Annotated in this window: 27 protein-coding genes and 2 riboswitches; of the genes, 13 read left to right on the forward strand and 14 right to left on the reverse strand. The window is 70.9% G+C overall.

The genetic code is table 11. The annotated features are described in order from the left end of the window. Positions 1–64: 64 nt before the first annotated feature. From BM333_RS06980 to petA, 3 genes are read right to left on the reverse strand one after another with little or no spacing between them, the layout of a single operon-like run. Complete coding sequence (locus tag BM333_RS06980) at positions 65–916, reverse strand: cytochrome c1 (RefSeq protein ID WP_092309642.1); 852 nt, start codon at positions 914–916, stop codon at positions 65–67. A 35-nt stretch (positions 917–951) separates the two neighbouring features. Beyond that, the gene (locus BM333_RS06985; protein WP_092308936.1) at positions 952–2283 is read right to left on the reverse strand and encodes a cytochrome b; all 1332 of its coding nucleotides are present in this window, start codon (positions 2281–2283) and stop codon (positions 952–954) included. Positions 2284–2300: 17 nt separating this feature from the next. Next, entirely contained in the window at positions 2301–2837 is a 537-nt protein-coding gene (gene petA / locus BM333_RS06990) for a ubiquinol-cytochrome c reductase iron-sulfur subunit (RefSeq protein WP_245777181.1), read from the reverse strand. A 192-nt stretch (positions 2838–3029) separates the two neighbouring features. Here petA and BM333_RS06995 point away from each other — a divergent pair, with 192 nt between their 5' ends. Next, the gene (locus BM333_RS06995; protein ID WP_092308942.1) at positions 3030–3467 is read left to right on the forward strand and encodes a tRNA (cytidine(34)-2'-O)-methyltransferase; all 438 of its coding nucleotides are present in this window, start codon (positions 3030–3032) and stop codon (positions 3465–3467) included. Positions 3468–3511: 44 nt separating this feature from the next. Beyond that, the gene (locus BM333_RS07000; RefSeq protein WP_092308945.1) at positions 3512–3949 is read left to right on the forward strand and encodes a DUF7670 domain-containing protein; all 438 of its coding nucleotides are present in this window, start codon (positions 3512–3514) and stop codon (positions 3947–3949) included. Here BM333_RS07000 and BM333_RS07005 read toward each other — a convergent pair. The 3 genes from BM333_RS07005 to BM333_RS07015 all read right to left on the reverse strand — a co-directional run bounded on the left by BM333_RS07005 (position 3927) and on the right by BM333_RS07015 (position 7825). Then, positions 3927–6017 (reverse strand): TonB-dependent receptor, encoded by a 2091-nt coding sequence (locus BM333_RS07005; protein ID WP_092308949.1) that lies wholly within the window; start codon positions 6015–6017, stop codon positions 3927–3929. The genes BM333_RS07000 and BM333_RS07005 overlap by 23 nt on opposite strands. Before the next feature lie 83 nt (positions 6018–6100). Further along, positions 6101–6466, reverse strand: coding sequence for a hypothetical protein (locus BM333_RS07010; RefSeq protein ID WP_092308952.1), 366 nt, complete (start codon positions 6464–6466; stop codon positions 6101–6103). 99 nt (positions 6467–6565) lie between these two features. Then, entirely contained in the window at positions 6566–7825 is a 1260-nt protein-coding gene (locus BM333_RS07015; RefSeq protein ID WP_092308955.1) for a dipeptidase, read from the reverse strand. Between the two features lie 253 nt (positions 7826–8078). Here BM333_RS07015 and hemF point away from each other — a divergent pair, with 253 nt between their 5' ends. Beyond that, positions 8079–8954 carry an oxygen-dependent coproporphyrinogen oxidase gene (gene hemF, locus BM333_RS07020; RefSeq protein ID WP_092308958.1) on the forward strand — a complete coding sequence of 292 codons (876 nt, stop codon included), beginning with the start codon at positions 8079–8081 and terminating at the stop codon, positions 8952–8954. 7 nt (positions 8955–8961) lie between these two features. On the opposite strand, the gene BM333_RS07025 is transcribed toward hemF, so the two are convergent. Together BM333_RS07025 and BM333_RS07030 are read right to left on the reverse strand one after the other, a co-directional pair. Beyond that, positions 8962–11448, reverse strand: a complete 2487-nt coding sequence (locus tag BM333_RS07025) for an ATP-binding protein (protein ID WP_092308961.1) — start codon at positions 11446–11448, stop codon at positions 8962–8964. Between the two features lie 96 nt (positions 11449–11544). Beyond that, positions 11545–12249, reverse strand: a complete 705-nt coding sequence (locus BM333_RS07030) for a type 1 glutamine amidotransferase (protein WP_092308964.1) — start codon at positions 12247–12249, stop codon at positions 11545–11547. 72 nt (positions 12250–12321) lie between these two features. Between BM333_RS07030 and BM333_RS07035 the strand changes: the two genes are divergently transcribed. Further along, the gene (locus BM333_RS07035; protein WP_092308967.1) at positions 12322–12618 is read left to right on the forward strand and encodes an antibiotic biosynthesis monooxygenase family protein; all 297 of its coding nucleotides are present in this window, start codon (positions 12322–12324) and stop codon (positions 12616–12618) included. Here the strand turns inward: BM333_RS07035 and rlmJ are convergent. Continuing rightward, a complete protein-coding gene (rlmJ, locus tag BM333_RS07040) occupies positions 12615–13433 on the reverse strand; it encodes a 23S rRNA (adenine(2030)-N(6))-methyltransferase RlmJ (RefSeq protein WP_092308970.1) in 819 nt (272 codons plus the stop codon). The two genes, BM333_RS07035 and rlmJ, sit on opposite strands and share 4 nt — an antisense overlap. A gap of 83 nt (positions 13434–13516) precedes the next feature. On the opposite strand from rlmJ, the gene BM333_RS16110 reads away from it, so the two are divergent. From BM333_RS16110 to BM333_RS07060, 5 genes are all read left to right on the forward strand, one after another. Continuing rightward, positions 13517–13861: a hypothetical protein gene (locus tag BM333_RS16110; RefSeq protein ID WP_092308973.1), complete on the forward strand. Its 345-nt coding sequence runs from the start codon at positions 13517–13519 to the stop codon at positions 13859–13861. After that, positions 13858–14862 (forward strand): DNA topoisomerase IB, encoded by a 1005-nt coding sequence (locus BM333_RS07050; protein WP_245777182.1) that lies wholly within the window; start codon positions 13858–13860, stop codon positions 14860–14862. The genes BM333_RS16110 and BM333_RS07050 overlap by 4 nt, the downstream gene beginning before the upstream one ends. Before the next feature lie 57 nt (positions 14863–14919). After that, the gene (locus BM333_RS07055; RefSeq protein WP_092308976.1) at positions 14920–15354 is read left to right on the forward strand and encodes a thermonuclease family protein; all 435 of its coding nucleotides are present in this window, start codon (positions 14920–14922) and stop codon (positions 15352–15354) included. Beyond that, positions 15351–15497: a hypothetical protein gene (locus BM333_RS15910; protein WP_177221822.1), complete on the forward strand. Its 147-nt coding sequence runs from the start codon at positions 15351–15353 to the stop codon at positions 15495–15497. The genes BM333_RS07055 and BM333_RS15910 overlap by 4 nt, the downstream gene beginning before the upstream one ends. 79 nt (positions 15498–15576) lie before the next feature. Further along, the gene (locus tag BM333_RS07060; protein ID WP_092308979.1) at positions 15577–15969 is read left to right on the forward strand and encodes a hypothetical protein; all 393 of its coding nucleotides are present in this window, start codon (positions 15577–15579) and stop codon (positions 15967–15969) included. Here BM333_RS07060 and BM333_RS07065 read toward each other — a convergent pair whose 3' ends face one another. The 5 genes from BM333_RS07065 to ispH form a co-directional block, all read right to left on the reverse strand. Beyond that, positions 15970–16425: an opioid growth factor receptor-related protein gene (locus tag BM333_RS07065; protein WP_092308982.1), complete on the reverse strand. Its 456-nt coding sequence runs from the start codon at positions 16423–16425 to the stop codon at positions 15970–15972. Positions 16426–16442: 17 nt separating this feature from the next. Beyond that, positions 16443–17498, reverse strand: a complete 1056-nt coding sequence (gene tdh / locus BM333_RS07070) for an L-threonine 3-dehydrogenase (protein ID WP_092308985.1) — start codon at positions 17496–17498, stop codon at positions 16443–16445. After that, positions 17498–18688 (reverse strand): glycine C-acetyltransferase, encoded by a 1191-nt coding sequence (locus BM333_RS07075; protein ID WP_092308988.1) that lies wholly within the window; start codon positions 18686–18688, stop codon positions 17498–17500. Before BM333_RS07075 ends, tdh begins: the two co-directional genes overlap by 1 nt. Positions 18689–18729: 41 nt before the next feature. After that, entirely contained in the window at positions 18730–19638 is a 909-nt protein-coding gene (locus BM333_RS07080) for a DUF4232 domain-containing protein (protein WP_092308991.1), read from the reverse strand. A gap of 71 nt (positions 19639–19709) precedes the next feature. After that, positions 19710–20681 (reverse strand): 4-hydroxy-3-methylbut-2-enyl diphosphate reductase, encoded by a 972-nt coding sequence (gene ispH, locus BM333_RS07085; protein ID WP_092308993.1) that lies wholly within the window; start codon positions 20679–20681, stop codon positions 19710–19712. A 147-nt stretch (positions 20682–20828) separates the two neighbouring features. Between ispH and BM333_RS07090 the strand changes: the two genes are divergently transcribed. Genes BM333_RS07090 through BM333_RS07105 form a run of 4 tightly spaced genes read left to right on the forward strand, consistent with a single transcriptional unit; the run spans position 20829 to position 24658 of the window. Further along, positions 20829–21503 (forward strand): Tat pathway signal sequence domain protein, encoded by a 675-nt coding sequence (locus tag BM333_RS07090; RefSeq protein ID WP_092308996.1) that lies wholly within the window; start codon positions 20829–20831, stop codon positions 21501–21503. Further along, positions 21503–23305, forward strand: a complete 1803-nt coding sequence (argS, locus tag BM333_RS07095) for an arginine--tRNA ligase (RefSeq protein ID WP_092309000.1) — start codon at positions 21503–21505, stop codon at positions 23303–23305. The genes BM333_RS07090 and argS overlap by 1 nt, the downstream gene beginning before the upstream one ends. Positions 23306–23336: 31 nt before the next feature. After that, positions 23337–24350 (forward strand): adenosine deaminase, encoded by a 1014-nt coding sequence (locus BM333_RS07100; protein ID WP_092309003.1) that lies wholly within the window; start codon positions 23337–23339, stop codon positions 24348–24350. Beyond that, on the forward strand, positions 24347–24658 hold the full coding sequence (locus BM333_RS07105; RefSeq protein ID WP_092309006.1) for a hypothetical protein: 312 nt from the start codon (positions 24347–24349) through the stop codon (positions 24656–24658). Before BM333_RS07100 ends, BM333_RS07105 begins: the two co-directional genes overlap by 4 nt. Before the next feature lie 55 nt (positions 24659–24713). Beyond that, positions 24714–24811: riboswitch (glycine riboswitch) on the forward strand. A 3-nt stretch (positions 24812–24814) separates the two neighbouring features. Beyond that, a riboswitch (glycine riboswitch) is annotated at positions 24815–24900 on the forward strand. Positions 24901–24912: the final 12 nt, after the last annotated feature.

Raw genomic sequence — 24912 nt, forward strand, 5'->3', positions numbered from 1 at the left:
CAACGAAAACCCGCCGGAGCGATACTCCGGCGGGTCCATCGTCTCGTCGGCTGGCGGTTCGGCCCTAGTGGGCCACGCCCTTCCAGATGCGGCGGTAGCTCATGTAGGTGATGCCGGCGAACAGCAGCAGGAAGATCAGCGTGCCGACCCCGGACTGCTTGCGCTGCACCTGCTTGGGATCCGAAGCCCAGGCGATGAAGGCGGAGACGTCGCGGGCGTACTGGTCGGCCGTCTCGGCCGAGCCGTCGTCATAGGTCACCTGGCCGTCCATCAGCGGGTTGGGCATGGCGATGAAGCCGCCCGGCGGAACGTCGTGCGACCCTTCCGGCATGAACGGCGTCAGATCGCCGGCCATGTAGGCGTTGTAGTACTGGCCCGGCCGGATCTGCAGCTCGGCCGGCGGGTTCAGGTAGCCGGTCAGCAGCGAATAGATGTAGCGGGCGCCGCCGTGACGGGCCTTGGCCATCACCGACAGGTCCGGGGGAGCGGCGCCGCCGTTCGCCGCGGCCGCGGCCGTGGCGTTGGGATACGGGTTGGGGAAGCGGTCCGCCGCCGTGCCGTCCCGCATGATCGGCTCGCCGGTCTCGGTGTCGATGTCGGCGATCTGCACTTCCTTGGCCAGCGCCCTGACGAAGCGGTTCTCGGCCGCGCTCGCCTGGTGGGCGTCGTAGAAGGGGCCGCCCGGCTCCGCGAGCGTGCGGAAGGACATCAGGTCCATGGCATGGCACGAGGCGCAGACCTCGCGATAGACCTTGTAGCCGCGCTGCAGCTGGCCCTGGTCGAAGGTCCCGAACGGGCCCTCGAAGCTGAAGTTGCCGTCGCGGAGGGCGTGGCCCTTGCCGCCGGCCGCGGCGGCCGGCTGGGCGACGAGCGCAAGGCCGGCTGCGGCCGCGATCAGGACCAGGGTCTTCTTCATGGAGCGCATCGAAGTCTCGGGGAACATGGTCGCCATCAGCCCTTCTTCTCGGTCGAAGCCGGAGCCGCCGCCGTCATGGCGTCGCCGCCGCCGGGCAGGACCGGTTCGGAGATGGTCGCCGGGATCGGCAACGGCGTTTCCTTCAGGCCGACGATCGGCATGATGATCAGGAAGAAGGCGAAGTAGTAGGCGGTGAACAGGCGCGTCAGCCACAGGTAGCTGTTCAGCTGGCCGTCGAAGAGCTGGAAGCTGGGCATGCCCGGAACGACCGGGGCGTCCGGCAGCTGGGCGCCGCACCAGCCGAGGCCGAGGCCGACCAGCACGAAGATCACGAAGAAGGTGCGCATCGCCGGGCGGTAGCGCATCGACCGCACCTTCGAGGTGTCCAGCCAGGGCAGGACGAACAGCACGCCGATGGCCGCGAACATCGCCACCACGCCGCCGAACTTGTCGGGGATGGCGCGCAGGATCGCGTAGAAGGGCAGCATGTACCACTCGGGCACGATGTGCGCCGGCGTCACCAGCGGGTTGGCCGGGATGTAGTTGTCGGCGTGGCCCAGCGCGTTCGGCATGAAGAAGACGAAGGTCGCGAACAGGATCAGGAACAGGATGATCGCGAAGCCGTCCTTCACCGTGAAGTACGGGTGGAAGGGCACGGTGTCCTTCTTCTGGCGATCCTTGGGGATCAGGATGCCGACCGGGTTGTTCTGGCCGGCGTGGTGCAGGGCCCACAGGTGCAGCACCACGCAGCCGGCGATGACGAACGGCAGCAGGTAGTGGAGCGAGAAGAAGCGGTTGAGGGTGGCGTTGTCGATGGCCGGGCCGCCGCGCAGCCAGATCAGCACCGGCTCGCCGACCACCGGGATGGCCCCGATCAGGTTGGTGATCACCTCGGCGCCCCAGTAGGACATCTGGCCCCACGGCAGCACGTAGCCGAGGAAGGCGGTGGCGATCATCAGGAAGAAGATCACGCAGCCGACGATCCAGATCATCTCGCGCGGCGCCTTGTAGGAGCCGTAGTACAGCCCGCGCAGCATGTGCAGGTAGACCGCGATGAAGAACATCGAGGCGCCGTTGGCGTGGGTGTAGCGGATCAGGTCGCCGCCGTTGACGTCGCGCATGATGCGCTCGACCGAGGCGAAGGCCAGCTCGACGTTCGGCACATAGTGCATGGCCAGAACGATGCCGGTGGCGATCTGGACCGCCAGGCAGAGGGCCAGGATGCCGCCGAAGGTCCACCAGTAGTTGAGGTTCTTCGGGGTCGGCAGCGACATGTAGTCGGCGCCGAAGCGGACGATCGGCAGACGGCTGTCGAGCCACTTCTCGACGCCGGTCTTGGGGACGTAGGTGGATTCGTGATCGCTCATGGGTCTCTCGTCCGTCCTCAGCCGATCTTGATCCGGGTGTCGGACACGTATTCGTAGTCGGGCACCACCAGGTTGAGCGGCGCGGGACCCTTACGGATGCGGCCGGACGCGTCGTAGTGCGAGCCGTGGCAGGGGCAGAACCAGCCGCCGAATTCGCCGGTGCCGAAGGTCGGGACGCAGCCCAGATGGGTGCAGTTGCCGAGCACCACGAGGTACTGCTGATGACCTTCCTTGGTTCGGGCGGCATCGCTCTCCGGCGGGCTGCCGGCTTGAGGCTCGGCCGCAAGACGCTGGATTTCGGCCGGGGTGCGGTAGCGCACGAATACCGGCTTGCCCTGCCATTTGATGACGACCTGCTGGCCCTCCTGGACCTTGGTCAGGTCGAACTCGATCGACGCCAGCGCCAGGGTGTCGGCGGCGGGGTTCATCTGGTTGATCAGCGGCCACACCGCCATCGCCCCTGCGCCCACGGCGGCCGCCCCGGCCGCGATGTGGATGAAGTCGCGGCGGGTGGCGTCGCCGCCCTCGCCTTCGGTCACGACCGATTCGGCCACGTGCTGCTCCTCATACGCCGCAGCCGCGCCCTGACGGGCGCGGCGAAATCGCGGCATGACTGGTCCTGCGGACCCGAAACTCCCGCCCGGCCCGGCCTCGCGGCCGTAAGCCGCGAGTTGCGCTGCTGCCTGAGAAACAGTCGCATTTCGAGCCGCGACAAGCCCCCGGGCCGCGCGTATGAGGGCCTTAGAATGCGTCTCGCCCTTTTTCAACCAGCCATTCCGCAGAACGTGGGGGCATGCATCCGCCTGTCGGCCTGTTTCGGCGTGGAGTTGCACGTCATCGAGCCCACCGGGTTCCGGTTCGACGACCGCGCCATGAAGCGCGCCGCCCTCGACTACGGCCCGTTGTCGCACCTCGTCCGCCACGCCGACTGGGACGCCTTCCAGCGCGACCGCGGCCCGGGCCGGCTGGTGCTGTTCACCACCCGGGGGGCGACGCCGCTGCAGGCCTTCGCCTTCCGCGAGGACGATGTGCTGCTGTTCGGGAGCGAGCCGACCGGCGCGCCGGATCACGTCCACGCGGCGGCCGACGCCCGCGTCGTCATCCCGCTCCAGCCGGGCGCGCGCTCGCTCAACCTGTCGGTCAGCGCCGGGATCGCCCTGTGGGAAGGGCTTCGGGGCGGTTGATCCGCCTCAGGGCGTCCGCCGGCGCCCCGCGGCAAAAGTGCGGCATGCAGCGGATTCTGCTCTTCGCCGGCCGGGGCCTCGCGATGCTTGGCATCGGCTTCATCTCGCTGTTCGCCCTCGACGTCTTCGGCATGGAGGGGTCGCTGGCCTGGCGGCTGGGGGGAGTTCTGGTCCATCTGGCGCCAAGCTTCGTGCTCGCCGGCATACTGGCCGTCGCGTGGAGATGGCCGGCCCTCGGCGGGGCGCTGTTCATCGCCGCCGGCCTGTCGCCTGGTCCTGCTCAGCAATCCCGTGGCGACCAACCTGCTGCTGGGCGGGCCGTTCCTGCTCGCGGGGGCGGCCTTCATCCTTGGACGCAAGGCGGCGCGCCGGCCCCGCTGAGGGCTGGATCGTTCGGTCGGGCCGTGGGACCCGACGGAGGCGGGCCCGACGGCGGCGCGCCGCCGGGCCCGCCCGCCGTCACCAGGCGCTGCGCAGGGTGACGAACACGCCCCGGCCGGCGCCGGGCAGTCGCTCGCCGACGGCGACGTCCGACCCCGTCACGCGGTTGCGGCCGGCCAGATGCGGACGGTATTCGCGATCGAGCAGGTTCTCGATCCCCGCTTCCACCGAGACGCCGGCCCCGAGTCGCCGTTCTCCCCGAAGGGAGAAGACGGCGTAGCCGCCGGTCGACGCCTCGCCGTTGGTCACGGAGACGTCGCGCTGGCGCAGGGCCCCCGTGGCCTCGAGGCCCAGCGACCAGTCCGCCTCCTCCCAGATCGCCGCCAGACGCAGGTTCGGCGGCGCGATCCGGTACAGGTCGTCCTCGATGTCCCGTCGCCGGCCGCGCACGTGGCTGGCCGTTCCCTCGACCCGCAGACGGTCGGTCAGCGCGGCGCCGAAATCGACGTCGAAGCCGTACAGCTCGGCGTCGACGTTGGCCCAGCGCAGCGGCGTGGGATCGCCGTTCGCCGCCGAGACCATCTCCACGAGCGAGTCGGCGACCCCCGGCGTGGCGTCGTAGGCGACGCCCTGGATGTAGTCGTCGACGCGTCGATAGTAGATCGTCGGCCGCGCCCAGGTCCCGCCGCGGCGCCAGTCGAAGCCGGCCTCGGCGATCCACGCGATCTCGGGACGCAGCTCCGCCTCGCCGACGTAGATGTTGCCGTCGGCGAGGCCGCCGCTGGCCTCGGTCGGGAGCCAGGAGAAGCGCTCGACCGGGTTGGGAACTCGCGTCTTCCGGGCCAGCGTCACGCGCGGCGTGAACGCGCCGAGGTTCCGCCAGAAGCGCGCGGCGACATCGTAGGCGCCGCCGCTCCACGAGCGGTCGCTCGCATTGAACGCCGTCGCGAGCCGGGTCGGGCCGACCGGCAGGGCCGGGCCGGTGCGGGCGACCCCGGCCCGGGCGCGATGGGCGTCGACCCGCACGCCGACCTCGGCCTCCACTCCCGACAGGGATCCCCGCCACTCGACATGGCCGCCGAGGCGCCCGGTCTCGATCCCGGGCAGGGAGGTGGCCAGGAAGGCGGGATTGTCGGGATGGGTGATGCTCACCGACTTGTCGGCGCGCTCGAAGTCGAGGCCGACGTTCAGGCGTCCGGCCGGCGCCTCGAACGCCAGCCGCAGGTCGCCCGACAGGCTCTCCGCATCCGCCAGCGAGAGCCGGCGCATGGCCGCCATGGCGGGGCCGGGGCGGAGGCTGAAATTGTCCATCGCGTGTTCGACGCGGCTGTGGCCCAGCGACGCCTCCACCTGCACCGGCGCGCTGGCCGGACCGGTGTAGGCCAACCGCGCGAAGTCGGTGTCGAAGTAGCGGATGTCCATGCTGAACGGCGGCGTTCCGGTCGGACCGGTCTCCTGCCCGCGCAGGTCCAGCGACAGATCGCCGGCGCCGCTGCGAACGCCGGCCGACAGGCCGTAGGTGTCGCGCTCGAAGGCGCTGTCACGGATCACCCCGCCCGGAAAACGCGTGTCGCCCCCCTCTTCCCTTGATCCGATCAGGTTCAGCCGGAAGCGCTCGTTCGCCACGCCGATCACGCCGCCGACGGCGTGGGCGTCGTCGACGGAGCGCCAGTTCGCCGCGAGGTCGCCGGCAGGAGTCAATTCCGGTCCAGGACCGAAATCGACCTGCTTCAGCTCGGCGTTCACGCCGCCGGCGAGGGCCGGTCCGTTGCGCACCGGACTGACGCCCCGGTCGACCTGCATGCGCGCGACCAGCGGCATGGGCGCGTAGTGGAGCGGCGGATCCATGGCGTTGGGTCCGCCGGTGTGGAACCTCTGGCCGTTGATCCGCACCAGAACGCGGTCGCCGAACAGGCCGCGGTACTGCACCTGTCCGGACAGGCCGCCATTGTCGACGCGGGCGCCGCCGGGCAGGCGGGCGATCAGGCCGGAGCTGTCGGCCGTCACGGCCACGCCGCCCTCGGGCCGGACATTGTCGACGACGGGGTCACGGCGAACGCCGGTGACGACGATTTCGTCCAGCAAGGACGGATCCTGCGCGTGTGCAGGAGAGGCGGCGAGCAGGGGCGCACCGAGAAACAGGGCCAGGGCCCCTCGGGTCAGTGTCATGGGAATACTCGATCTGGACGCCGGACAGCCGGCGAAACCGGGCGGCCGTCGTCAGACGAGCCTGCCCCTCGGCGGAGAAGAGATCAGACAGCCAGAGGGGGAGCCCGGGCGGGCGGCGGCGGTCCCTCGGAGGGACCGTCGATCCGCACCAGTCGCGCCGGCCGGACGGGATCCGGCGGGGTGACCGCGAAGGGCCAGCGCGGCGTCGGCGGCGGCGCCTCAGGGGCGAGTTCGGGCCCCACGCCGGCGAAGGCGCAAAGCGCCTCCCGCCGGGTCGACTCGTCTTCTCCGCCGTGATCGTCGTGGGCCGCCGGCGAATGGGCCATGGCGGGCGCGGGCGGCGCCTGATCCTCGCAGACCACGATCCGGAACCCGCCCGCGTCGAACCCCGGCATGTAGCCCGGAGCGACCAGGCCGCGGAGCACGAGCATCAGCAGCAGGGCCGGCAAGGCCGCCGCGAATCCCGCTGATTGTCGCCACCCCCGCGTCATGCCGGGGCTCTGGGCCCGCCCGGAAGCGGGCGCAACGTGGCGCTACGTCGCGGCGGACTACTCCGGCGCGGCCTCGGCATGGAGCCGCGCCAGGATCGGCCGCTCCGCCGCCTTCGACGCCGCCGTCGCCTCCACGGCGCGCATGACCCTCAGCACGTTCTCGCCGGCCAGCTTGCGGATGTCGGCCTCGCTCCAGCCGTTGCGCATCAGCGCGGCGAGCAGGCGGGGGTAGGCGTCGACGCCCTCCAGCCCGTCCGGCAGGCTGCCGACGCCGTCGAAGTCGCCGCCGAGGCCGACATGGTCGACGCCCGCCACGTCGCGGACGTGCTGGATGTGGGCCGCCACGTCGTCGATCGAGGCCCTCGGCGCCGGGTTCGCCGCCGTCCAGGCCTGCAGGCCGGCGCTCACCGCCGCGGGGTCGCCCGGATTCAGCGACTGCAGCCGGGCCTGCTCGGCCGAGCGGGCGGCGCCCCAGGCCCGCACCAGCTCGTTCACGAAGCCCGGCACGAAGGTGACCATCACCACGCCGCCGTCCTCGGCCATCATCCGCAGCACGCTGTCGGGGACGTTGCGCGGATGACCCGTGACCGCCCGGGCCGAGGAGTGGGAGAAGATCACCGGCGCCTCGGACACGCGCATGGCGTCCAGCATGGTCTCCTCGGACACGTGGCTGAGGTCGACCATCATGCCCAGCCGGTTCATCTCCTTGACCACCTGCTCCCCGAACGGCGAGAGGCCGCCCCACTTCGGCGCGTCGGTGGCGCTGTCGGCCCAGGTGGTGGTCGTGGAATGGGTCAGGGTCATGTAGCGCACGCCCGCCTGGTGGAACTCGCGCAGCAGGCCCAGCGAATCGTCGATCGAGTAGCCGCCCTCGATGCCCATCAGGCTGGCGATGCGGCCGCGCCGATGGATGCGCGCGATGTCGTCGGCGGTGGTCGCCAGTTCGAACGCCTCGGGATGGGCGGCGACCATGCGGCGGACCACGTCGATCTGCTCGAAGGTGGCCTTGGCGGCCTCGACCGGTTCGAGGCTGGCCGGGACATAGACCGACCAGAACTGCCCCCCGACGCCGCCGGCGCGCAGGCGCGGGATGTCGGTGTGCAGGTCGGTCGAGGCGTGGAGATTGGTCGTCAGATCGACGGCGTGGGGATCGCTGCCGTGGCCCTGCCGCAGCGCCCAGGGCAGGTCGTTGTGACCGTCGATCAGCGGCGTCCGCTCCAGAATGCGCCGGACCCTGGCCTCGCCCGCATCCTGGGCGGCGGCGGCGCCGACCAGCAGGGCGCAGGCGACAGTAGACAGCAGGGCGGCGCGGATCATCGTGGGACCTCCGGAAGATGGCGAAGCCGGACAGTGGCAGACCGCGATGAAGGGTCAAGGCGACGCGCCCCTCTCCCTCTCCGGGAGAGGGAGACCGCACACGAGGGCGCCAGCCCTCGTTCTCGTGCGGTCGGGCGAGGGGTCGCGCAGGTCTGTCCGGCGACGGCGGTGCGCCCCCTCATCCGACCGCCCCCGGCTTTCGCCGGGGTCGGCCACCTTCTCCCGCAAGGGGAGAAGGGCTAGGACCACGCCCATGACCGACGCCGCCGATCCCCTCGCCGAAAAGAAGGCCGAAGCTCGCGCCTGGTTCGAGACCCTGCGCGACCGCATCCACGCCGGCTTCGAGGCGCTGGAGGATCAGGCCCCGGCGGAACTCTTCCCCGGCGAGCCCGGCCGCTTCGTGCGCACGCCGTGGACGCGCGAGGCCGGCGGCGGAGGGGTCATGGGCATGATGCACGGTCGCCTGTTCGAGAAGGTGGGGGTCCACGTCTCCACGGTCTTCGGGACCTTCCCCGAGGACTATGCGAAGAACGTCCCGGGCGCGGCCGAGGACCCGCGCTTCTTCGCCACCGGGATCAGCCTGATCTGCCATCCGGTCAGCCCCCGCGTGCCGGCGGTGCACATGAACACCCGCTTCATCGCCACGACGAAGAGCTGGTTCGGCGGCGGCGCCGACCTGACGCCGGTGCTCGACGTCGACCGACGCGAGGACGCCCAGGACACGGTCGAGTTCCACGCCGCCATGAAGGCCGCCTGCGACGCCCACCACCCGGACTGGCACGCCCGCTTCAAGGCGTGGTGCGACGAGTATTTCTTCCTGCCCCACCGCAACGAGCCGCGCGGCACCGGCGGCATCTTCTACGACCATCACGACAGCGGCGACTGGACCCGGGACTTCGCCTTCACCCGCGACGTCGGCGAGGCCTTCCTCGATGTCTATTCGCGCATCGTCGCCCGACGCATGCTCGAACCGTGGACGGCGGCGGCGCGCGAGGAGCAGCTGGTCCGGCGCGGGCGCTACGTCGAGTTCAACCTGCTCTACGACCGCGGCACCACCTTCGGGCTGAAGACCGGCGGCAATGTGGATTCGATCCTCAGCTCGATGCCGCCGATGGTGAAGTGGCCCTGAGGGCCGGTCAGGCGGCTTCCAGTTCGGCTTCCATCATCACCGCCTCGATGGCGGCGAACAGGGTGTCCATGGTGATGGGCTTGGCCAGGTGGCCGTCGGCGCCCGCGGCGCGGCCGGCCTCCACATGCTCGGCCATCGCGTTTGCGGTCAGCATCAGCACCGGCGTACGGGACAGGCCCCGCTCCTTCTCCATGGCCCGGATGGCGGCGGTGGCGGTGAGACCGTCCATCACCGGCATCTGCATGTCCATCAGGACCAGGTCGAAGCCGCCTTCGCTGAACGCCTCGACCGCCTGACGGCCGTCCTCGACCGCGACCATCTCCATCGGCGTGGCCGACAGCATGATCTCGACGACCTTCCGGTTGGCGGGGTGATCATCGGCCAACAGGATGCGCAGCGGCCGGTCCTCGACATCCACCTCCGGCTCGATCCGGGCTGCCGCCGCGGCCGGCTCGGCGCGGGGAAGCGGGATGTCGAACCAGAACGCCGCGCCTTCGCCCGGGGCGCTGTCGCAATCGAGTTCGCCGCCCATCAGCTCGACCAGGGTGCTGGAGATGGCCAGGCCGAGGCCGGTGCCGCCATATCGCCGGGTGATCGATCCGTCGGCCTGCTGGAAGCGCCCGAAGATGCGCGCCTTCTGGGCGGCGTCGAAGCCGACCCCGGTATCGCTCACCCGGAAGGCGACCCGGTCCCCGTCCGCCGATGCGACGGTGAGCCGGACCGAGCCTTCGGCCGTGAATTTCAGCGAATTGCTGACCAGATTGGTGAGCACCTGCCGCACGCGGACCGGATCGCCCTCGACCCGTCCGACCAGCGCCGGGTCGAAGTCGACCTCCAGCGCCACGCCGACCTCCTCGGCCCGGGCGCGCCAGAGGGCGGCGACATCGCGCACGGCCTGCTCCAGATCGAAGGGGGCGCGCTCGAGCGTCACCTGCCCGGCCTCGATCTTGGCGCTGTCGAGAATGTCGGACAGCAACCGTTCGAGCGTGGCGCTGGACGAGCGGATCAACTCGACCATCTCGTGCTCCTGCGGCTCCAGTTCGCGTCGGGCGAGGGCGTCGGCCATCGACACCACCCCGTTCAGGGGGGTGCGAATCTCGTGGCTCATGTTGGCGAGGAACTCGCTCTTGGTCCGGCTCGCCTCCTCCGCGCGGTGTTGGGCCGCCTTCAGCCGCCGCGCCTGCCGCGCCTGCCACGCCAGGGTGGCCGCGGCGCAGAGCAGAAAGACGATGGCGATGGCGATGATCGCCTGCTGCAGGCCGGTGTTGGCGCGCGCGGTCTCGAGCTGACTCCGCCGTTCGGCCAGTTGCTGTTGCATGACGCCGGTCACCTGGTGGATGCCGGCGCTGAACTGGCGAGCGGCCAGCACCTTGCTGCCTTCCGAATGCGCGCGCAGCACGCGGAAGGCTTCCTCGGCTCGCCCTTCGGCGAACAGGATCTCGGCCTCCAGTTCCGGGGAGTCGAAGCCGACGTCGGCGCCTGCCTCCAGACGCCGGAGCGTGTCGAGGTCGCGCCGCGCCCCGGCCACGTCGCCGGTTCGGGCGCGGGCCATGCCGCGGATCGGCAGCGCGTCCAGCGCCAGGAAGGCGGCGGCGCCCAGGTCCTCGCCGTACGGGCGCAGACAGGCCAGAACCTCCTGCGATCGGCCGCGGGCGTGCGCCACGGTGGCGCAGAGGCTGGCGTCGTAGACCGAGAGGGATTCCAGCCCGGCCCGCTGGGCCAGGCGGTGGTGGGCGGCGTAGAACTGCGCCGCGTGCTGCAGGTCGCCGACCTGCACCGCCATCATGGTCAGGTTGTAGAGGCTGTCGAAGTCGGGGCGCGGATAGTCCGGGTTTGAGTAGTCGATCTCGAACCTGCGGAACGCCGCGGTCGCGCCGACCCCGTCGTTGAGGTCCTTCAGACCCATGCCGGCGACTTCCCACACGCCCGCGTGCGCCGTGGCGGCGAAGGGGTCGTCTTCCGGGATGTCGGCTTCGGCCGAGGCGAGCAGATCAAGGGCTTCGCCGGTGCGCGCCTGGTCCATCAGCCAAAGCGCGGTGAGACGGGCGGCGTGCGCCCGCACGAACCAGTCCCGGCCTTGCCTCGCCAGCCGCGACATCTCCGCCGCCACGGTCGTGTCGCCCTGGTCGTAGCGGATGGTGAGTTCGTTCAGATGCGCGATGTCGACGTAACGGTCGTCGCGCTGGCGACGGGCCGCCTCCGCCAGTCGGCGATTCCACAGCGCGGCGCTCCCGAAATCGCCCTGGTTCAGGACGGTCCAGGTGACGTGGTACAGGCGGTTCAGTCCCTCGCGATCCTCGCGCGCCATGGCGGACTCGCCGAAGGCGTCCAGCGCGGCGAACGAGGTCGAGCCGGCGCGGCGCTCCACGAAGCGGGCGAGGTCCAGGGCGTCGGATGCGCCCTCCGTCTCGCGCGGCTGCGCCATGGCTCCCGCCCCACCCAGGAGGGCGGCGAGCAGCGCCAGGACCATCAGCAAGACACGCACTATCGGCATGGGACTCCCGACCCGGAGCCTCTTCCTCGCACGGAGGTATTGAACAAGACTTAGCGTGGCCGTTGCGGGCGCGGCCGCCTTGCCGGGGCCGCGCGATCAGCCGGCGCCTTCCGGCCTCTCCAGGAACCCGCGGATCCATTGGGTCAGCACGCCGCGGTCGTCCGGCTCGCGCAGGCTGGCCAGCGCCTCGGCCGCCACGTCCGGAGGGATTCGCTCCGCCCGTCCCTCCACCAGGGCGCCCGCGTACGCCGGGCTGAACTCCGGATGGCACTGGAAACTCACCGCGTCCCCGTCCCACGCCAGCCCGGCGTAGGGTGTGAAGGCGCTGGAGAGGAGAGCCCGGGCGCCGGGGGGCGGAGCGGTCACCTGGTCCTGGTGCGAGACCGGGATGGCGATCCGGGTCGCCGCCGGCTGCATCCATGGCTCGGCGACCCGGACCTCGTATCGGTGCAGGCCGACGCCCCAGCCGCGGCCGGATTTCTCGACTCGCCCGCCGAGGGCCTGCGCCATCGCCTGGTGTCCGAAGCAGATCCCGACCAGCCGCAGCCGGCCCTTCGCCGTCCGGATCCACTCCAGCAGCGGCGAAATCCACGGATGGTCCTCGTAGACGCCGGCGGCGGAGCCGGTGATGATCGCGCCGTCGAACCGGTCCGGATCGGGCAGCGCCCCGGCCTGGACGTCGAAGGTTTCGGTCTCGAACCGGTCGCCGAGCAGGACCCGGAACATGGCGGGATAGTCGCCGTACGTCGGCGCCAGCGCGGCGGGCGGGGCGCCGGTCTCCAGGATCGCGATACGGGTCATTCAGCCTCCTCGACCCGCCCGATATGGCCGCGCCGGCGAGACTCGCAAGCGCGGATCGGCTATCCGAAGGTCATGTCCGACACGCCCGTGGTCCTGATCAACGTCTACCGCTGCGAGCCGGAGAAGCAGGCGGCGCTGATGGATCATCTCGCGGCCGTGGTCCGGGCGCAGCGCGGGCGCGACGGCTTCGTCTCGGCCACCCTGCACCGCGGGCTGAACGGGCGGGTGGCGGCGGTCTACGGCGTCTGGCGCTCGCGCGAGGACTGGAAGGCCATGGCTCGCCACCCCGAGGTGGCCGCCGCCATGGAGCCGGTGCTCGCCGCGGCGACCTTCGAGCCCCACCTCTACGAACCGGTCGAGGTCGCCTAGGTCGTCCACACCTCGGCCCGGGCGCCGTCGTCCCCCAGCGTCCCCGCCACCCAGCCGCAGATCTCCCGCGCCGCGGCCTCGCTTCCCGGCGGCGGGTTCAGCACCACCATGGCGCAGCCGTTCATCTTCATCGGATTGGTCAGCGGACGCAGCCGCGCCTCGGCGACCAGGGCCCCCTTGGCGCCGGCCTCGGCCAGTCGCCGCAGGAAGGCGTCGAAAGTCTCGAGATCCTTCAGGGGAGTCCACACCGCGACCACCGCCTTCGGATCGGCGCGAACAATGGCCGCAGCGACATCGGCGGCGCGCATGTAGTCGTCGGCCTGCTCGAACGGCGGGTCGATCAGGACAAGCGGCGCCGGGGCCCGCCGCGCCGCCGCGCGCGCCTGGTCGTAGCCGTCGCCGGCGCGGGCGTCCGCCTGCGCAAACGGCTCCAGCGCCTCGACCAGCAGATCGAGCACCGGCGGATTGAGCTCGAAGCCCAAGTAGCGGTCCTCGGCCCTGAGCCGGCGGGCGACGAGCACGGGCGAGCCCGGATACAGCCGGACGCCGCCGTGCGGATTCAGGGAGGCGACCTCGCGGGCCAGCGCCTCGATCCGCGGGGGCCGCTCGGCGGCGGCCATCAGCCGTTCGATTCCGGCTTCGGCCTCGCGCGAGCGAACCGCATCGCCGGTCAGATCGTAGATGCCAGCGCCCGCATGGGTGTCCAGGACTGTGACCGGCCCCGCCGCCTGCCGCCGTTCCAGCAGCCAGAGGAGAAGCGCGTGCTTGACCAGATCGGCGAAGTTCCCGGCGTGAAAGCTGTGGCGGTAGTTCATGGCCCTGCCTCCGCCGCATGGCGGTTACCGTCAAGAGGAACCGGCTCCGCCGGCCGCCGTTGCGCAGGGCCCGAGGAGCTTCGATGATCGATCACCCCGTCCTTTCCGAGGCCCGGCGCACGCCGCCGAAGGCGGTGGCCGAGGCGGCGCGGCGCGGCCTCGACCTGCGCGACACCCACGGCCGGGGCGGCACCGAGGTCGGCGTGCGCCGCGCCCGCCAGCTGTCCGACCGCGAGCCGGTCAGCGATCGCGACATCAAGTCGATGTACAGCTACTTCGCCCGCCACGCGGTGGACCGGCGCGGCCGCTTCTGGGGCGATCCGGACAAGCCTTCGGCCGGCTACATCGCCTGGCTGCTGTGGGGCGGAGACGAGGGCCGCGACTGGGTCGGCGGCCTCCGGGCGGCCCTGCGCGAGGTCGGCGTGTGAGCGCCGTCGACCCCGCCGCCGTTCCCGACGGCCTGTCCTACTGCAACGACGAGCAGCCGGGCATCCGCCGCACCTTGACGAAAACGGGCTTCGCCTATCACGACGCCCGCGGGCGGCCGGTCGAGGATGAGCGGACGCTCGCCCGCATCCAGGCCCTCGTCATCCCGCCGGCGTGGACTGACGTCTGGATCTGCCCCCGCGCCAACGGTCACATCCAGGCCATCGGCCGCGACGCCAAGGGTCGCAAGCAGTACCGTTACCATCCCGACTGGACCTCCCACGCGGCCACCAACAAGTTCGACCGCCTGCCGGAGTTCGCCCGCGCCCTGCCGAAGCTCCGCCGGCGGGTGGAGCAGGATCTCGCTCGCCGCGGCCCGAGCCGCGAGAAGGTGCTGGCCACCGCCGTCCGCCTGCTGGAGCTGACCCTGATCCGGGTCGGCAACGCCCAGTATGCGAAGCAGAACCGCTCGTACGGCCTCACCACCCTGCACAAGCGTCATCTCGAGGTCGGCGGCGCCGCCCTGACCTTCGCCTTCAAGGGCAAGAGCGGCGTCGAGCACGAGGTTCGGGTGCGTGACCGGCGGCTGGCCCGCGTGGTGCGGTCGCTGCAGGACCTGCCCGGCCAGCAGCTGTTCAAGTACCGCGACGCCGACGGGACGCTGTGCCCGATCACCTCCGACGATGTGAACGCCTACATTCGCGAGGCCATGGGCGAGGGCTTCTCGGCCAAGGATTTCCGCACCTGGGCAGGTACCGTTTCAGCGGCCCGGGCCCTGCGTGAGATGGGGACGCCGACCTCCCCGACCGACGCGAAGCGCAAGATCACTGTCTGCGTGAAGGCGGTGGCCGGCCTGCTCGGCAACACGCCGACGGTGTGCCGCTCGTCCTACGTCCATCCGAAGGTGTTCGAACTGTTCGAGTCCGGCCGGATCGGCAAGGCCCTGCCCGGTCCCGAGGCCGTCAGCTTCGAGCGCGCGCTGGCGAAGACCCTGGTCGCCTGACGGCAACCTCCCGGAAACCTGCGGTCCCTCACCCTGCCCGGCCGCAGGGAGATTCGGGTGTCGCATCGTTCATTCCGGTTTTCGCGCCGCCGCCGCCGTGGGCCGGCGTGGCTGCTCGTCTTGCTGCTCGCCGTCACGGCCGCCGGGGCCATGCTGGCTTCCGACCCGGAGGGCGGCGGGCGGACCGCCGCGGCCGAGGCGGAGACTCCCGCCGGAGCCGACCGGCTGGAGGGTGTCGCGCGCGTGATCGACGGCGACACGCTCGACGTCGGCGGCGTCCGGGTCCGTCTGCACGGCGTGGACGCCTTCGAGCGGGGACAGGTCTGCGACCTTCCCACGGGCGGCTGGCCGTGCGGGGCGGCCGCCACCACCGCCATGAAGTCGCGCGCAGAGGGCCGCCGTCTGGTCTGTGAGGTGCGCGACACGGACCGCTATGGGCGCAAGGTCAGCCGCTGCGAGCGGGACGGCCTGGACGTCGCAGGGGGCTGGTGAACGACGGGCTGGCCCTCGCCTACCGCCGCTACAGCGCCGATTATGTCGCCGCCGAGGAAGCCGCGCGTGCGCGGCGCGCCGGGGCCTGGGCCGGGTCCTTCGACCGGCCGGAGCAGTGGCGCCGCCGCGGTCGCCGCGATTAGGCCTTCGGCCTGACCTCGATGTAACTTGCCCCTAAGGGAGAACGGCGGTTTACGAGCCGCCTTTCGTCGGAGGGTTCACATGATTTCCGTATCCAACAACTTCCTGCGCCTCGGCGTCCTGTCGGCGCTGGTCGGCATGACGCTCGGCGTCTGGATGGGCGCCAACCAGGACTTCGTCCTCAGGCCGGTGCACGCTCATATCAACTTGCTGGGCTTCGCCTCGATGATGCTGTTCGGCCTGTTCTACCGGGCCTTCCCGGCGGCCGGTCGCGGCTGGCTGCCGCTGGCCCATTTCGGCCTGTCGGTGCTCGGCTTCCTGATCCTGATGCCGTCACTGGCCCTGATGCTGCTCCAGAAGCCGCTGTTCCTGCCGGCGATGATCGCCTCGGAGATCATGCTGGTCGCGTCGATGTTCCTCTTCGTCGTCATCGTCTTCATGGCGACGATGAAGAAGGAGCCGGCGACGGTCTGATCAGGCGGTGAGCCAGTAGCCGCGGCTGCGGGCGCTGACCGGCGCCCGCGTCGCCGCGACCCGCCACTGGATGGCGTCGCGGAAGGCGTCGGCGGCGGCGTCGCCGCTCAGCAGCCGCAGCGAGCGGATGATCCGGGTGATGCGCAGATGGTTGTGGTCGTTCGGCCGCAGCCACTGGTCGGTGCGGCGATAGAAGCGGTCCATCCGGTCCGTGGCCGCCGCCAGCGCGCACTGGGCGAGGGTCGAGGCGCGGACAGCTTCCACCGCCGCCGCATCCAGCACCGGCGCGTCCGGCACGGCCGCCGACGGCTCGTCCAGCGGGAACAGCCACTGGATGAAGTCGTGGTGGCGCTCCAGCGACGCATCGTCAAGGGCCAGCACTTCGAACAGGGTGCGGCCGCGGCCGTCGACCCCTTCCCCCTCGAGGAAGGCCAGCACCCGGCCGCCGTCGTCCATGGATCAGACTCCGGGTCTCAGGCCGCGGCCTTGTCCCAGTCCAGCACCACCTTGCCGGACTTGCCCGACTTCATCGCCTCGAAGCCCTCGCGGTAGTTCTCGTAGGACATCTGGTGGGTGATCAGCGGCTGCAGGTCGAGCCCGGCCTTCAGCAGGCCCAGCATCTTGCGCCAGGTGGTGAACATCTCGCGGCCATAGACCCCCTTGATGGTCAGGGCCTTGAGGATGATCGCGCCCCAGTCGGTCTCCATCGGCTTCGACGGAATGCCCAGCATGGCCATGCCGCCGCCCATGATCAGGGTGTCGACGCACTGTTTGAAGGCGATCGGCGAGCCCGACATCTCCAGCGCCACGTCGAACCCGACCTTCATGCCCAGCTCGTGGATGACATCGTGCAGGTCTTCCTTGGTGGTGTTCACGGTGCGCACGCCCGGCGCGACTTTCTGCGCCAGATCGAGGCGGAAGTCGTTGATGTCGGTCAGCACCACGGTGCGGGCCCCGGCGTGGCGGGCGACGGCGGCGGCCATCATGCCGATCGGGCCCGCGCCGGTGACCAGCACGTCCTCGCCGAGCAGGTCGAACTGCTGCGCCGTATGCACGGCGTTGCCGAACGGGTCGAGGATGGCGCCGATCTCGTAGGGCACGTCATCGGGCAGTTCGATGACGTTGAAGGCCGGAGCGACGACGAATTCGGCGAAGGCGCCCTGACGGTTGACGCCGATGCCCTTGGTGGCCGGGTCGAGGTGGAAGTGACCGGCGCGGGCGGCTTCGGAATTCAGGTCGATGACGTGACCCTCGGCCGAGACGCGCTGGCCGACCTTCAGGCGGCGGTCGACGTCCTTGCCGATGGCGACGATCTCGCCGGAGAATTCGTGACCGGTGATCATCGGGACCGGGACGTTCTTCTGGCTCCACTCGTCCCAGTTCCAGATGTGGATGTCGGTGCCGCAGACGGCGGTGCGGTGCACCTTGATCAGCACGTCCTCGTCGCCGGCGACCGGGATGGGGGCGTCGATGAGCTCCAGCCCCTCGGCCGGCTTCGTCTTGGCCAGGGCCTTCATGGTGTCGGTCATCAAATAACTCCGAGTTCCTTGCCGGCCTGGGTGAACGCCGCGACGGCCTGATCGATCTGGTCGAAGGTGTGCGCCGCCGACATCTGGGTGCGGATGCGGGCCTGGCCGCGCGGCACCACCGGGAAGCTGAAGCCGATGACGTAGACGCCGAGCTCCAGCATGCGCGCGGCCATGTCCTGGGCCAGCTTGGCGTCGCCCAGCATGACCGGGATGATCGGGTGCTCGCCGGGCAGCAGGTTGAAGCCGGCCCCGGCCATGGCGGCGCGGAAGCGGGCGGCGTTGGCGAACAGCTGCTCGCGCAGCCTGTCGCCCTCCTCGCCGCCGGCGATGCGGATGGCCTCAAGCGACGAGCCGCACACGGCGGGGCTCAGGGCGTTGGAGAACAGGTAGGGCCGGGCGCGCTGCTTGAGCAGCTGGACGACCGGCGTCGTGGCGCAGATGAAGCCGCCCATGGCGCCGCCCAGAGCCTTGCCGAAGGTGCCGGTGACGAAGTCGACCTTCACCCCGTGGTGGGCGTAGGAGCCGCGGCCCTGCGGACCGAGGAAGCCGGTGGCGTGGCAGTCGTCGACCATGATCAGGGCGTCGTACCTGTCGGCCAGCGCCCGGATGTCCTTCAGCTTCGCGATGTAGCCGTCCATCGAGAAGGCGCCGTCGGTGGCGATGACGATGTCGCGCGCGCCGTCGGCGCGGGCCTGCTTCAGCTGGGCCTCGAGGTCGGCCATGTCCGAGTTGGCGAAGCGGTAGCGCTTCGCCTTGCACAGCCGGACCCCGTCGATGATCGAGGCGTGGTTCAGGCTGTCGGAGACGATGGCGTCCTCGGCCCCGAACAGCGGCTCGAAGATGCCGCCGTTGGCGTCGAAGGCGGCGGCGAACAGGATGGCGTCCTCGAAGCCGAGGTAGCCGGCGATGGCCTGCTCCAGCTGCTTGTGGATCTCGAGGGTGCCGCAGATGAAGCGCACCGAGGCCGTGCCGGCGCCCCAGCCCTCCTGCGCCCTGATCCCGGCTTGGACGACCCGCTCGTCGCCGGCGAGGCCGAGATAGTTGTTGGCGCAGAAGTTCAGCACCTGGCGCCCGCCGACGGTGATCACCGGGCCCTGGCGGGAGGCGATCACCCGCTCGGGCTTGGTCAGGCCCTGGGCCTCGATGTCGCCGAGTTCCGCGGCGACGCGGTCATGGAAGCTGGCTGTCATGCGCGCTCCGCTACGCCGAATCCGCTTCGGGTTGAAGCCCCCTAGACGGTCGGCTCCGGGGCGGGCTGCGGCGCGCCGGCCAGCGGACGGATCGGGCTGACCTTCACCCGTCCGCCGCAGGGGGCGAGGTTCATGGTCAGGGATGCGGGCGAGGTGTCGCCCGGGGCGAGCACACGCACGCGGGCCGCGTTCGGGCAGGTCCGCTCGCCCTGGGCCTCGTCGGGGATCGCGCTCCACGCCAGTTCGAAGGCCGCCCGGGCCTGGGGGGCGAGGACCACCGGCGCGGGCGGCTGCCCCGGGGTGAAATAGCTGCCCGTCGCCTGCTCGCTGCGGACGGCGGTGAGATTGCGGCCCTGCGCGTCCTGCAGCGTCACCGTCGGATAGCCGGTCAGGCTGCACGGCTGCGTCCCCACGTTCTGCAGACCGATGTTGGCCACGCGATTCCCCGCGCCGGCGTCGCCGCCCTCGTTCGACAGCCGCAGCTGCGGCCCCCGGCAGGGGGGCGCCGAGGCCGGGACCAGCCCGCTGCCCTCGATCGGCGCCGGTCCCGGAGAGACCGGCCCGGAAGCCGGTCGGCTGCAGCGCTCCAGCACCGCCGTGCCGACCTCCTCGTTGGGGCCCAGGCGGCTCAGGGTGGCGTTCTCGGTGTCGCCGCGGCTGGCGATCCACCATTCCACGCCCGAGCCGACGAAGCGTGCGCCCGACGCCGACTGGGCCGTGCGCAGGACGTAATCCTGACCGCGATAGGACAGCCGGGCCGTCGCGGTGTCCGGGTAGGCGACCACAACCGACTGGCCGCTTTCGCAGGCGTAGCTGACCCGCGGCGCGCTCGGAGCCGTCGAAACCGGCTGGGGCGTCACCGGTTCGGGCGGCGCGGCGGCCTCCTCGGTGCAGGCGGCGGCGAAGGCGAAGCTGGAGACGAGGGCGCAGGCGGCGGTCAGTGAACGCATGGGCGGGCTCCCGATCCGGTGGAAAGGTTAACGCCAGCGAACGCCAAAGGCTCCGCTTGAGCAACCCCGGATCAGGCGGTCAGCAGCCGCGGCAGCTTGAAGGTGACCGTCTCGCGGGCGCCGTCATCCTCGACCAGGCTCACGTCGAAGCGCGCCCGCACCGCCTCGATCAACTCCGCTATCAGCTGTTCCGGCGCCGAGGCGCCGGCGGTGATTCCCAGCGTCGACACCCCGTCGAACCAGCTCCAGTCGACGTGGCTCGCGTCATCCACCAGCCGGGCGTCGCCGGCGCCGGCGCGGATCGCCACCTCCACCAGCCGCGCCGAGTTGGATGAGTTCTTCGACCCCACCACCAGCACCAGGTCGCAGCCCTGGCCCAGCGCCTTGACCGCCTCCTGCCGGTTGGTGGTGGCGTAGCAGATGTCTTCCTTGTGCGGGTCCGGCAGTTCAGGGAAGCGGCGCTTCAGGGTCGCAAGGATGTCGGCGGTGTCGTCGACCGACAGGGTGGTCTGGGTGGCGTAGGCCAGCGGCGCGTCGCCCGGTCGCTGGAACGCCTCGGCATCCTCGACGGTCTCCACCAGGCTGATCGCGCCGGCCGGCAGCTGGCCCATGGTGCCCACCACCTCCGGGTGGCCGGCGTGGCCGATGAGGATGACATGACGTCCGGCGGCGTGGTGACGCTCGGCCTCGACGTGCACCTTCGACACCAGCGGGCATGTGGCGTCGATGTAGAGCATCTCGCGCGCCCTCGCGGTCGCCGGCACCGACTTCGGCACGCCGTGAGCGGAGAACACCACCGGCCGGTCGTCCGGGCAGTCGTCCAGCTCCTTCACGAAGACCGCGCCCATGGCCTTCAGACGCTCGACCACATGCCGGTTGTGCACGATCTCATGGCGCACATAGACCGGCGCGCCGTACTTCTCGAGCGCCCGCTCGACGATCTGGATGGCGCGGTCCACGCCCGCGCAGAAGCCGCGCGGCGTGGCCAGGCGCACGGTCAGCGGCGGCTTTTCGGCCGGTCGGATCGACTGGTGAAGCGTCATGGCCGGAACCTAGTCGTTCGCTCCGCCCGCCGCCACCGCCCAATCGGCGCGCGCGGGTTTGCCGCGCCTCGGTTTAGCCGCTATCAGCGGCGAGCGTGCCGGCGGCGTCGGGCTGTCGCCGCCTCCTCTTGCCTGGAAGAGCATTCGATGCGTCGCGTCCTGATGGTTTCCCTCGCCTCGGCCCTGGCCGCCGCCACCCTGTCGACCGTGGCGGCGCCGTCGGTCGCGGAGGCCCAGGTGGTCGGACAGCAGCGCCAGCCGGGCCCGGGTCAGACCGCCAGCGGCCAGGAGCCCGAGCGGCGCGCGCGCGCTCCGCGCATCGCCCCCCTGCGTCGTCGCGCCGCCGCCGGTCCCTGTCCCTATGTGAAGATCCTCTACGACGCCGCGCGCTACGTGGAGCTGGGCGGCGACCGCGTGACGGCCGTCAATGTCGGCTACACCGGCGAGATCGAGGGCCTCGCCTCCGACTGCATGTACCAGGGCGACGATCCGATCACCGTCCAGACCCGGGTGCTGTTCAACTTGGGCCGCGGGCCGCTCGCCGAGGGGAACGGCCGCACCTACCGCTACTGGATCGCCGTCACCGAGCGGAACCGGGCGGTGCTGGACAAGGTCTACTTCGACCTGCCGGTGACCTTCGAGGGCGACGAGCGCACGACCAGCGTCACCCAGGACCAGACCATCGTCATTCCGCGCGCCAACGACACCATCAGCGGCGACAATTTCGAGATCCTCGTCGGCTTCGAGGTCACCCCTGAAATGGCCGAGTTCAACCGCTCCGGCAGCCGCTTCCGCGTCAACGCGGGCGTGCAGGCCGACTGATGACCGACCTCAGAACGGAACTGGGCGAAGCGGTCGCGGCCGCCTTCGCCGCCGAAGGCGTGGACCCGAAGCTGGCCCGCGTCACCCCGTCCGATCGCCCCGACCTTGCCGACTTCCAGTCGAACGGCGCCCTGGCCGCCGCCAAGGCCCTGAAGCAGAACCCGCGCGAGCTGGCGGCGAAGGTCGCGGCCCGCCTCGAGGGCGACGCGCGCCTCGCCTCGGTCGAGGTCGCCGGGCCCGGCTTCATCAACCTGAAGGTCGCCGACGCGGCCCTTGCCGCCCGCGCCGCCGAGGTGGCGGGCGACGCCGCCCACGCCGGAGCGGCCGGAGTCGAGGCCCCGCGCAAGGTGGTCATCGACTACGCCGGGCCGAACGTGGCCAAGCCGATGCACGTCGGCCACCTGCGCTCCTCGATCATCGGCGAGAGCCTGAAGCGGGTGTTCCGCTTCCGCGGCGACACGGTCTGGGGCGACGCCCACTTCGGCGACTGGGGCTTCCAGATGGGGCTGCTGATCGTCGCCGTCGGCGACGAGGGCCGGGCCGACGCCTTCATGGCCGAAGGCGACGGCCCCTTCCCGGCTCAAAGCCCGGTGACGCTCGAGGATCTCGAGCGGCTCTACCCTGCCGCCGCCGCCCGGGCCAAGGAAGACGCCGACTTCAGGGACCGCGCCCGCAAGGCGACGGCCGAGCTGCAGGCCGGACGCCCCGGCTACCGCGCCCTGTGGAAGCATTTCGTCGCCGTCAGCCGCACCGCGCTGGAGCGCGAGTTCGGGGCGCTGGGCGTGACCTTCGACCTGTGGAACGGGGAATCCGACGCCGACCCGCTGATGTCCGAGATGATCGTCCATCTGGAGACCCGCGGTCTGCTGGTCGAGGACGCCGGCGCCCGGGTGGTGCACGTCGCCCGCCCCGGCGAGACCCGCAAGAAGAAGCTGGCCGACGGCTCGGTGATCGAGGCGCCCAGCCCGCCGCCGCTGCTGGTCATCTCGTCGGAGGGCTCGGCCATGTACGGCACCACCGACCTGGCGACCATCCTCGATCGCCGGAAGAGCCTCGACCCCGACCTGATCCTCTACGTCGTCGACGAGCGTCAGGCCGAACATTTCGAGCAGGTGTTCCGCGCCAGCTATCTGGCCGGCTACGCCGCCGAGGGCTCGCTGGAGCACCTCGGCTTCGGGACCATGAACGGACCGGACGGCAAGCCCTTCAAGACCCGGGCCGGGGGCGTGCTGAAGCTGCACGACCTGATCTCCATGGCCAGGGACAAGGCCCGCGAGCGCCTGCATGAGGCGAAGCTGGGCGAGGACCTGCCGGAAGCCGAGTTCGAGGACATCGCCCACAAGGTGGCGGTGGCGGCGCTGAAGTTCGCCGACCTGTCGAACAGCCGGACCACCAGCTACATCTTCGACCTCGACCGCTTCATGAGCTTCGAGGGCAAGACCGGCCCCTACCTGCTGTACCAGGCGGTGCGGATCAAATCGCTGCTGCGCAAGGCGGCGGACCAGGGCGCGGAACCGGGTCCGATCGCCATCGGCGAGCCGGCCGAGCGCGATTTGGCCCTGACGCTGGACGCCTTCTCCCAGGCGGCCGCCGAGGCCTACGACAAGCGCATGCCGCACGTCGTCGCGGAGCATGCCTACCGGCTGGCGCAGAGCTTCTCGAAATTCTACGCCGCCTGCCCCGTGCTGGCGGCGCCGGATGCGGCCCTGCGCGGCTCGCGCCTGGCGCTGGCCAAGGCGACGCTGGACCAGCTGGTCATCGCGCTCGACCTTCTGGGCATCGACACGCCGGAGCGGATGTAGGCTAAACTTCCTCCCTCCGGAGGGAGCCGCCATGTCGCTCGACGCCTATATCGCCGGTCTGCCCAAGGCCGAGCTTCACCTGCACATCGAGGGCAGCCTCGAGCCCGAGCAGATGTTCGACTTCGCCCGCCGCAACCGCGTCTCGATCCCGTTCGACAGCGTCGAGGCCGTGCGGGCGGCCTACGACTTCTCCAACCTGCAGGACTTCCTCGACATCTACTACGCCGGCGCCAACGTCCTGCTCACCGAGGAGGACTTCCACGACCTGGCTTTCGCCTACTTCCGTCGCGCCGCCGCCGACAACGTCCGCCACGCCGAGATCTTCTTCGACCCCCAGACCCACACCGACCGCGGCCTCCCCTTCGGCGTCGTGGCCGAGGGCCTTCTGGCCGGGATGAAGCGGGCCGAGCGGGAGTTGGGCGTCTCCTCGAAGCTGATCCTCTGTTTCCTGCGCCACCTCGACGAGCACGCCGCCTTCGATGCGCTGCACCAGGCCGGGCCGTGGCTGGACCGCATCGCCGGCGTCGGGCTCGACTCCTCCGAGGTCGGCCACCCGCCCTCGAAGTTCGAGCGGGTCTTCGCCCGGGCCCGGGAAATGGGGCTGAAGCTGTGCGCCCACGCCGGCGAGGAAGGCCCGCCCGAATACGTCCGCGAAGCCCTCGACCTGCTGCGCATCGACCGCATGGACCACGGCAACCGCTCGATGGAGGACGAGGCGCTCATTGAACGCCTGGCCGCGTCGCAGATGACGCTGACTGTGTGCCCGCTGTCCAACCTCAAGCTCTGCGTGGTCAAGGACCTCAGGGACCACCCGGTCCCCGAGATGCTGCGCCGCGGCCTGCACGTCACCCTCAACTCCGACGACCCCGCCTATTTCGGCGGCTATGTGAACGACAACTACCGCCGCCTCGCCGAGGCGGTGGGGCTGACACGGGAGCAGGTGACGCAGCTGGCGCGGAACAGCTTCGAGGGGTCGTTCCTCGACGAGAGGGAGAAGGCGGCGCGGTTGGCGGAGGTCGAGGTCTACGCTGCGAAGAGCGGATGACGCACTGGGCCGGACTTGCCGCAGTCTGGATGTCCATCACCGCCTTCGGGGCGCTGGTCGCCGCGTGGTACGGGGCGCAGTTCTGGGCCGACTACCTGAAGTCGATGAAGCTGCGTCCCGGAGAGCTCCCCGGGTTCTGGCGGCCGGGCTGGGGGTGGGACCTCACGCCAATCGCCGCCTTCTACACCGACCTGCACAGGCGCTACGACAGCCGTTTCATTTCCGGGTGCGTCTGGACCTTCAGAATCGCCGTGCCCGCGACGGGACTCGCCGGCCTTGTCGCACTTGCAGCCCGGCTGGTTCGCTGACGGCGACGGGTTCCGCTCCCGCTTGACTTCCCTCCGGAGTCGAGGCCTAGGTCGCGGCGCTCTCGCGGGAGAGATCGGGGTCGTTTCGGCGGGCCCGGAGCCGAAGGCGCAACCGCCCCGGAAACGCTCAGGCAAAAGGACCGCGAGGCGCACGGACGCTGGAAAGTCGCCCTTCGGGGCGCGCCGACGGAGCAAGCCCCGGACCCGGTCCGGCGCGGAATCTCTCAGGCTTCAGGACAGCGGGGGCGCGAGGA

The organism is Brevundimonas viscosa, from assembly GCF_900116065.1.
In the GTDB taxonomy this organism is placed as follows: Bacteria; Pseudomonadota; Alphaproteobacteria; order Caulobacterales; family Caulobacteraceae; genus Brevundimonas; species Brevundimonas viscosa.